This is a genomic window from Streptomyces cinnamoneus (assembly GCF_014650495.1).
GTDB classification, from domain to species: Bacteria; Actinomycetota; Actinomycetes; order Streptomycetales; family Streptomycetaceae; genus Streptomyces; species Streptomyces cinnamoneus.
In genome coordinates, this window is the sequence record NZ_BMVB01000053.1 from 1 (window position 1) to 7598 (window position 7598).

The following is a 7598-nucleotide window of genomic DNA, read 5'->3' on the forward strand; positions in this document are numbered from 1 at the left end:
AACAACACCGACGGCCCCACCCCCCACCTGACCATCCACGCAACCACCGCCTACGGCAACATCACCGCCCGCAGCCTCTGAGAAGCGCAAAGCACCCTTCACCACGCGAACCGAAAACAATCAGGGGGAAGAAGAATGAGCACCACCGAGGACTACCAGGCCGCAGAGCGACTCCTCCGCCGTCCCGCCCGCCCCGGCGAGCTCGTCATAGGCGACAAGGTCAGGCCGCAGTGGATCGAGGGAGGCGCCCGTTTCTGGTACGCGGTGAGCAACGGCGTCGGCAGGCGGTTCGTCCTGGCCGACCCGGCGGCGGGCAGCCGTGAGCCGGCCTTCGACCACCCTCGGCTCGCCGCCGCGCTCGCCACCGCCTCCGGGCACCAGGTCGACCCCGAGGCGTTGCCCTTCCTGGCCATCGAACTGACCGACGGCGCCGTGGAGTTCGCCGCGTTCGGCGAGTACTGGCGCTGCCGCCTGGACGACTACGCCTGCGAGCGGGCCGAGTTCACGCCGCCGGGCAACCCGCTGGAGGTGCCGTCGCCCGACAAGAAGGTCGCGGTGTCCCGGAAGGGGCACGACCTGTGGGCGCACTCGCTGTCCGACGGCCGCGAGTGGGCGCTGACCACCGACGGCGAGTCCGGCTACGCGTACGGCTCCGGCCCGGACTGCACGAGCAACGGCACCCTGCTGCGCAAGATCGGCCTGCCGCACCTGCCGCCCGCGGTGGCCTGGTCGCCCGACTCGACGAAGGTGCTGGCGCACCGGACCGACGAGCGCGACGTCCGGCGGACCCACCTCGTCGAGGCCCGCCCCGCCGACGGCGGCGCGCCCCGCCTGCACACCCAGCGGTACGCCTACCCCGGGGACGAGAACATGCCGCTGGCCGAGCTGGTCGTGCTGGACGTCGCCGAGGGCGCGGTGGTCCGCGCGCAGGCCGAGCCGCTGCTCATGCCGATGATGTCGCCGATCACGAGCAAGTGGGCGTGGTGGGCCCCGGACGGCTCGGCGGTGTACTACCTCGGCCGGCCCCGCGACCTGCGCACGCTCACCCTGCACCGGCTCGACCCGGCCACCGGCGAGGTCACCACCGTGCTCAGCGAGACCGGGCCCAGCCGCGTCGAGCCCAACCAGTCGATGTACGAGCCGCCGATCGTGCGGGTGCTGGCCGACGAGGTGCTGTGGTACTCGCAGCGGGACGGCTGGGGTCACCTGTACCGGTACGACCTGCGCACCGGCGCGCTGCTCGGGCAGGTCACCTCCGGGCCGTGGGCGGTCCGTCAGATCCTGCGTGTCGACGAGGCCGAGCGGGTGGCGTACTTCATCGCCTCCGGGCTGGTCGAAGAGGATCCGTACCGGCGCACGGTGTGCCGGGTCGGCCTGGACGGCACCGGGTTCGCCAAGGTCACCGACGACGGGCTGGACCACGTCGTCACCGTGCCGGACGGCCAGGAGTACTTCATCGACTCCGCGTCCACCGTCGACACCCCGCCGGTGACCCGCGTCCGTGACTGGGCCGGGCGGGTGCTGGTCGAACTGGAGCGCGCCGACATCGGCAAGCTCACCGCCACCGGCTGGACGGCGCCGGAACGGTTCCGCGTCAAGGCGGCCGACGGGGTGACGGACGTCTACGGGGTGCTGTACCGGCCGCGGGGGTTCGACCCCGCCCGGCGCTACCCGGTGGTGGACAACGTCTACCCCGGCCCGCAGGTCGCCCGGGTCGCCCCGTGCTTCGACCCCGGCGGGATGGGCCTCGACGCGGAACCCCTCGCCGCGCTGGGCTTCGTGGTGGTCGCGCTGGACGGGCGCGGCACCCCGGGGCGGAGCAAGTCCTTCCATGACGCCTCCCAGGGCCGCCTGGCCGACGCGGGCTGCCTGGCCGACCACGTCGCGGCGCTGCGGCAGCTGGCCCGGACCCGGCCCTGGATGGACCTGGACCGGGTGGGCACGTTCGGCCACTCCGGAGGCGGGTTCGCCGCGGCGCGGGCGATGCTCGACTTCCCCGAGGTCTACAAGGTCGGAGTCGCCCTCTCCGGCTCGCACGACGCCCGCTGCTTCAACCTGGGCTTCGTGGAGACCTACGACGGCGCGGACGACCCCGCGGCCTGGGCCCGTACCTCCAACGTGGACATCGCGGACCGGTTGGCGGGCAAACTGCTGCTCGTCCACGGCGAAATGGACGACCAGGTCCACCCGGACCAGACGCTGCGGCTGGCCGACCGGCTCTTCGCCGCCGACAAGGACGTCGAGCTGCTCGTCGTGCCGGGGGCCGAGCACACGTTCATCGACTGCCTGGCCTCCGTCCGCAAGCGCTGCTGGGACTTCCTGGTGCGCGAGCTGATGGGCACCCAGCCGCCCGCCTACCGGCCCGCCCCCATCGCCATCGGTCCCGAGCTGCTCGGCGAACTGTTCGCCTGAGCGGCCCGGTGGGGCCGAATTCGGTTGGACGAGGGTGCCGCGGCCGCGCCACCCTCTGGTCATGGAACCGCATTACTGGCCCCTGTACCGGCTGCGGATCACCACGCCGCGCCTCGAACTGCGCCTGCCCGACCTGAAGGTGCTCGACGAACTGGCCGCCGTGTCCGCGGCGGGCGTCCACGACCCGGACGAGATGCCCTTCGCCGTCCCGTGGACGGATGCCCCGCCCGAGGAGCGCGGGCGGTCCACGTTCCGGTACGTGCTCGGCACCGTTGCACAGTGGCAGCCGGAGAGGTGGGAGCTGTGCCTGGCGGTGCTCTTCGAGGGCAGACCGGTGGGGCAACAGGACCTGAGGGCCGTGGACTTCGGTGTGACCGGGGAGGCGGACACCGGTTCGTGGCTGGGCCTGGCCCACCAGGGCCGGGGGATCGGCACGGAGATGCGGGCCGCGGTGGCGCACCTGGCGTTCGCGGGGCTGGGTGCGCGGGCGCTGCTGTCGGCGGCCGCGACGGACAACGTCCGCTCGCTCGGCGTCTCCCGCAGGATCGGCTACCGTCCGGACGGCTACGAGACCCTGGCCGTCCGCGGCCGGTCCCGCACGTTCCGGCGCCTGCGCCTGGACCGCGAGGCGTGGGAGGCGCACCGGAGGGTCCCGGTGGAGGTGACCGGCCTGGAGCCCTGTCTGCCGCTGTTCGGGGTGCCGTCGGCGGCCGTGGTGTGAGCCCGGGGGCGGGCCGGTCCCGTCCGTCCCCGTCGCATCGCCCTGGTGTGCGGACAACTCCTGCCCCGTTAGCGTGTGTTCGAGTGGGGAAAGGGGCTCGGGTGACCGGTTACAGAAGCGAAGACCTCGGCGGAGACCTTGAGGGGCTCGGGGCGCAGGCGCGGGCGCTGGGGCGGCGGGAGGTCTCGTCGCGGGAGCTCGTGGAGCGGGCCCTGCGACGGATCGGGGAGACGCAGTCCACGCTGAACGCCTTCCGGCGGGTGCGGGCCGAGGCGGCCCTGGAGGAGGCCGATGCCGCCGACCGGCGGCTCGCCGCGGGGGAGCGGGCGCCGCTGCTGGGGGTGCCGGTCGCTGTCAAGGACGACATGGACGTGGCCGGCGAGCCGACCGCCTTCGGCTGTCCGGGGGAGTTCCCGGCGAAGAAGGACGACAGCGAGGCCGTGCGCCGATTACGGGCCGCCGGGGCGGTGATCGTGGGCAAGACCAACACCCCGGAGCTGGGGCAGTGGCCCGTCACCGACGGGTCCGCGTTCGGTGTCACCCGCAATCCGTGGAGTCCGCAGCACAGTCCCGGCGGTTCCTCGGGCGGCTCGGCCGCCGCGGTCGCGGCCGGGCTGGTGCCTGCCGCGCTCGCCTCGGACGGGGCGGGTTCGATCCGCATACCCGCCGCCTGGACGCACCTGGTCGGCATCAAGCCGCAGCGCGGGCGGATCTCGACGTGGCCGCAGCGCGAGGCGTTCCGCGGCATCACCTGCGACGGCCCGCTCGCCCGGACCGTCGGCGACGCCGCGCTGCTGCTGCACGCCGCGAGCGGCTCGCACGAGGGCGACCTGCACCGCCCGCCCGCGGTCGACATCCTCGCCGCCGCGGGTCACGGGCCCCGCCGGCGGCTGCGGATCGCCCTGTCGCTGCGGCCGGCGTTCGCCGCCGTCCGGCACTGGCTCGACCCGGCGGTGCGCGCCGCGACCGTCCGCATGGCCGAGCGGCTCGAAGTACTCGGCCACGACGTGGTCGAGGAGGACCCGCGCTACGGGCCCATCGGCCTCGCCTTCGTGCCCCGTTCGATGGCCGGGGTGCGCGACTGGGCGGCCCGCGTGCCCGACCGGACGCTGCTGGACCCCCGGACGCACGCGAACGTCCGCGGCGGGCTGCTGCTCGGCGGTGCGGTGCAGCGCGCGGCGCGGGCGGCGGAGGCGCCGCTCAGGCGGCGGATCGGGGGGATGTTCTGGCGCTTCGACGCCGTGCTGACGCCCACCACGGCCGTGCCGCCGCTGCGCACCGGTGCCCTGGCCGGCCTCGGCAGCCACGAGACCAACTCGCGGATGATCGTGGCCTGTCCGTACGCCTGGCCCTGGAACGTCCTGGGCTGGCCGGCGGTGAGCGTGCCGTCCGGTTTCACGGAGGCGGGGCTGCCGCTGGGCGTGCAGCTGCTCGGGCCGGCGAACAGCGAGCCGTTGCTCATCTCGCTGGCCGCGCAGCTGGAGGCGGACCAGCGGTGGGACGAACTGTGGCCCGCCGGGCGGCCGGACTGACGGCCCCGGCGGAGGGGGCCGTGGCCGGGCCGGGCCGCCCGAGCCTCAGGGGGCCAGGACGTCCAGCTCCGCCATCGCCCCCGAGGCGATCTCCCGCGTCAGCGCCTCCGCCCGCTCCGCGTCCCGCTCCCGCACCGCCTCCGCGACGCGGACGTGCAGGGTCACCGCGGCCGGGTCGGGGTCGGTGAACATCACCTGGTGGTGGGTGCGGCCGGTGAGGACCTCCGCCACGACGTCGCCGAGGCGGGCGAACATCTCGTTGCCCGAGGCCCGCAGGATCACGCGGTGGAAGGCGATGTCGTGGACGAGGTAGCGCTGGAGCTGCTGGCCGCGCGAGGTGGCGACCATGCCCAGGGCGTGCTCGGTCAGCTCCGCGCACTGCTCGGGGGTGGCCAGGCGCGCGGCGAGTCCCGCCGCGACGGGCTCCACCGCCGAGCGCAGGACGGTCAGCGAGCGGAGCTGGCGCGGACGGTCGGGGCCCGCCAGGCGCCAGCGGATGACGCGCGGGTCGTAGACGTTCCACTCCTCGGGGGCCAGGACGGTCACGCCGACGCGGCGCCGGGAGGTGACCAGGTGCATGGACTCCAGGACGCGTATCACCTCGCGGATGACGGTGCGCGAGACGTCGAACCGCTCCTCCAGCTCGTCCGTGCGCAGCACGCTGCCCGGCGGGTACTCGCCCGCGGTGATCGCGGGCCCGAGGGAGTCGAGCACGCGCGCGTGCAGGCCCTGTGCGCTGTCCATGGGATCAGCCTACGGGGCCACCGTCGACGCGATTAAGTATGACGTTTTAGTCACGGACTCTTGAATACGTCGTACAAGTGGGTTTCAGTGAGGCCGCGCACCCGTGGCCGCACCCCGGGCGCCGCAGCACCGATGCCGACGGAGACAGCGAGGTACCCCGGATGACCACCCCCCACGTCATCGTGGTGATGGGCGTAGCCGGCACGGGCAAGACCACGGTCGGCCCGCTGGTCGCGGACGCCCTCGGCGTCCCCTACGCCGAAGGCGACGACTTCCACCCCGCCGCCAACATCGCCAAGATGTCCGCCGGCATCCCGCTGGACGACGCCGACCGCGAGCCCTGGCTCGACGCCATCGGCGACTGGGCCCGCGGCAGGGCGGAGCTGGGGGGCGTGGTCAGCTGCTCGGCCCTCAAGCGCGCCTACCGCGACCGGCTGCGCGCCGCCGCCCCGCCCGGCACCGTCGTCTTCCTGCACCTCACCGGCGACCGCGAGCTCATCGGTGCGCGCATGGCCGCCCGCCGGGGCCACTTCATGACCGCCCGGCTGCTGGACTCCCAGTTCGCCACCCTCGAACCGCTCGACGCCGACGAGGCGGGCATCCGCGTGGATGTCACGCCCGAAGCGGCCGTCATCGCCGAGCGAGCGGTCGCAGCACTGCGGCAGCTGTAACCCACACACCTCCCCCCTCAAGGAAGCCCCGTGAGCACTCTCAGCGTCGAGATGCTGGCCGCGGCCCCCACCGCACCGATCACTTCGGCAGGTCACGCACAGCTGGGCATCGCCGTCCTCATCGGCATCGCCGTCATCGTCCTCCTCATCACCCGCTTCACACTGCACGCCTTCCTCTCCCTGACCATCGGCTCGCTCGTCCTCGGCGCGGCCGCGGGCGCCCCCCTCGACAAGGTCATCGCCAGCTTCACCGCGGGCCTCGGCTCGACCGTCGCCGGCGTCGGCGTGCTCATCGCGCTCGGCGCGATACTCGGCAAGCTGCTGGCGGACTCCGGCGGCGCCGACCAGATCGTCGACACGATCCTGGCCAGGGCGGCCACCCGCTCGATGCCCTGGGCGATCGTGCTCATCGCGGGCGTCATCGGGCTGCCGCTCTTCTTCGAGGTCGGCATCGTCCTGCTGATCCCGGTGGTGCTGCTGGTCGCCAAGCGCGGCAACCACTCGCTCATGCGCATCGGCATCCCCGCCCTCGCCGGCCTGTCCGTCATGCACGGCCTGGTGCCCCCGCACCCCGGGCCGCTGGCCGCCATCGACGCCATCGGCGCCGACCTCGGGACGACGCTGGCGCTCGGCGTGCTCGTCGCCGTGCCCACCGCCGTGATCGCCGGGCCCCTCTTCTCCCGCTACGCCGCCCGCTGGGTCGACATCGCCCCGCCCGAGAAGCTGATACCGCAGCGCCCGTCGGAGGAGCTCGAACGCCGCCCGGGCTTCGCCGCCACGGTGGGCACGGTCATGCTGCCCGTGGTGCTCATGCTCGCCAAGGCGCTCGCCGACGTCGTCATCGACGACCCGCAGCACCCCGTGCAGCGCGTGACCGACGTCATCGGCTCCCCGCTGATCGCCCTCCTCTCCACCGTGCTCGTGGGCCTGTTCACCCTCGGCCGGGCCGCCGGCTTCGGCCGCGACCGGCTGGCCGTGACCGTGGAGAAGTCGCTGGTGCCCATCGCCGGCATCCTGCTCATCGTCGGCGCGGGCGGCGGCTTCAAGCAGACCCTGATCGACGTCGGCGTCGGCCGCATGATCCTGGACATCTCCAAGGACTGGTCCGTCTCCGCCCTCCTCCTCGCCTGGCTGATCGCCGTCGGCATCCGGCTGGCGACCGGCTCGGCGACGGTGGCCACCATCTCCGCCGCCGGGCTCGTCGCCCCGCTGGCCGCGGACATGAGCACGACGCACTCCGCCCTGCTCGTCCTGGCCGTCGGCGCCGGCTCGCTGTTCTTCTCGCACGTCAACGACGCGGGCTTCTGGATGGTCAAGGAGTACTTCGGCATGAGCGTGGGCCAGACGATCCGGACCTGGTCGCTCATGGAGACCGTGATCTCGGTCGTGGGAATCGGCTTCGTGCTGCTCCTCTCCCTCGTCCTGTGACGCCGGACACGCCCTAGCTGTATTGACCCGCAGGGTTGTTGACGCGGGTGATGGGTGGCTCGCCCCTGAGCGCGGTGTGGCATCGGTGGT

At 73.5% G+C, this 7598-nt stretch carries 6 protein-coding genes; 5 read left to right on the plus strand and 1 reads right to left on the minus strand.

The annotated features are described in order from the left end of the window. Positions 1 to 135 precede the first annotated feature (135 nt). The 3 genes from IE182_RS31280 to IE182_RS31290 all read left to right on the plus strand — a co-directional run bounded on the left by IE182_RS31280 (position 136) and on the right by IE182_RS31290 (position 4665). A complete protein-coding gene (locus IE182_RS31280; protein WP_190113379.1) occupies positions 136 to 2412 on the plus strand; it encodes a S9 family peptidase in 2277 nt (758 codons plus the stop codon). 61 nt (positions 2413 to 2473) lie between these two features. After that, positions 2474 to 3133, plus strand: coding sequence for a GNAT family N-acetyltransferase (locus IE182_RS31285; RefSeq protein ID WP_190113380.1), 660 nt, complete (start codon positions 2474 to 2476; stop codon positions 3131 to 3133). 101 nt (positions 3134 to 3234) lie between these two features. Then, positions 3235 to 4665 carry an amidase gene (locus IE182_RS31290; RefSeq protein ID WP_190113381.1) on the plus strand — a complete coding sequence of 477 codons (1431 nt, stop codon included), beginning with the start codon at positions 3235 to 3237 and terminating at the stop codon, positions 4663 to 4665. Between the two features lie 45 nt (positions 4666 to 4710). On the opposite strand, the gene IE182_RS31295 is transcribed toward IE182_RS31290, so the two are convergent. Next, positions 4711 to 5409 (minus strand): FadR/GntR family transcriptional regulator, encoded by a 699-nt coding sequence (locus tag IE182_RS31295; protein ID WP_190113382.1) that lies wholly within the window; start codon positions 5407 to 5409, stop codon positions 4711 to 4713. Positions 5410 to 5570: 161 nt separating this feature from the next. On the opposite strand from IE182_RS31295, the gene IE182_RS31300 reads away from it, so the two are divergent. Beyond that, the gene (locus IE182_RS31300; protein ID WP_190113383.1) at positions 5571 to 6080 is read left to right on the plus strand and encodes a gluconokinase; all 510 of its coding nucleotides are present in this window, start codon (positions 5571 to 5573) and stop codon (positions 6078 to 6080) included. 30 nt (positions 6081 to 6110) lie between these two features. Continuing rightward, on the plus strand, positions 6111 to 7508 hold the full coding sequence (locus IE182_RS31305; RefSeq protein WP_190113384.1) for a GntT/GntP/DsdX family permease: 1398 nt from the start codon (positions 6111 to 6113) through the stop codon (positions 7506 to 7508). Positions 7509 to 7598 lie beyond the last annotated feature (90 nt).